Source organism: Oleiphilus sp. HI0125, from assembly GCF_001635355.1.
Window position 1 is genome coordinate 1 of record NZ_LWGF01000869.1, and the last position, 1,048, is coordinate 1,048.

Sequence of the window (1,048 nt, forward strand, 5' to 3'; positions counted from 1 at the left end):
TCATTTTCGATCATGCCCACTAAGCCTGAACGCTGTGTAAGTGGTGACACCATTAAGTGTTTATAGGCGTGGCGGCGATAGGTGTAGTTGATAAAATCAAACACATTGGCAACGTCTTTGCCGATCTCTTTATTGCGTGTGAGCAAACTAAAATCGGTATAAATCTTGGCGGTTTTCTCGTTAAAGTTTCCCGAACCAATGTGCGTATAAATACGCGGTTTACCATCTTCTTTACGCGTTATGGCAATTAGCTTGGTATGCACCTTTAAGCCGGGCACGCCAAATATTACGTTCACGCCGCCATCTGTTAGCTGATTTGCCCACGCAATGTTATTGGCCTCATCAAAACGCGCCTGCAACTCAACAACAACCGTTACGTTCTTCAAATTACGTCTTGCTGACAACAAGGCGTCAACGATGCGCGAATGCTCGGCTGCACGATACAAACATATCTTAATCTCTGTAACCGCCGGATCTATCGCGGCCGTTTTCAGAAGATCAATTACGGTATCAAACGAATGATAAGGGTAGTAAAGCAAGACATCTTTTTGACGAATCAAATCGAACAAGTTGCCTTTGAAATCAGCTAAAGCCGGATGGGTAACAGTATCCATTGGCTTGGCATCAATATAATTTGGACCAACGCTCGGAAACCCAATAAAGTCCTTCGAGTTATGATAACGACCGCCCGGCATCAGACTGTCGTAACGCCCCAGACCAATGCGCTTAGTCAGTAAAGACAGCATATCTTCTGGCATGCTCTCTTCGTAAACAAGCCGCTCTGGCTCACCCGATGAGCGCTTTTTGACTGATTTCGCCATGCGATCAACCAGGCTCTGGTTGATGGTCTCGTCTAACTCAAGCTCAGCGTCCCTAGTCAGTTTAAAAACGTAGGCCTCGGCTTGTTTGATATCAATAACACCACGAAATACATCAGGTAGGTTGTAGAGAATAATATCCTCTAATACTGCAAATACTTTCGTTTTGCGCCCAGGCTGAGGGGGTAATTGAACAAAGCGTGAAAGGCGATCACTCGGTACTTCTACAA

The 1,048-nt window shown here is 45.3% G+C and carries 1 protein-coding gene; it reads right to left on the reverse strand.

All coding sequences use genetic code 11. The features are described from left to right. The coding region (locus A3762_RS14500) for a phospholipase D-like domain-containing protein (RefSeq protein ID WP_231878820.1) at positions 1 to 1,048 on the reverse strand (1,048 nt) is incomplete at both ends.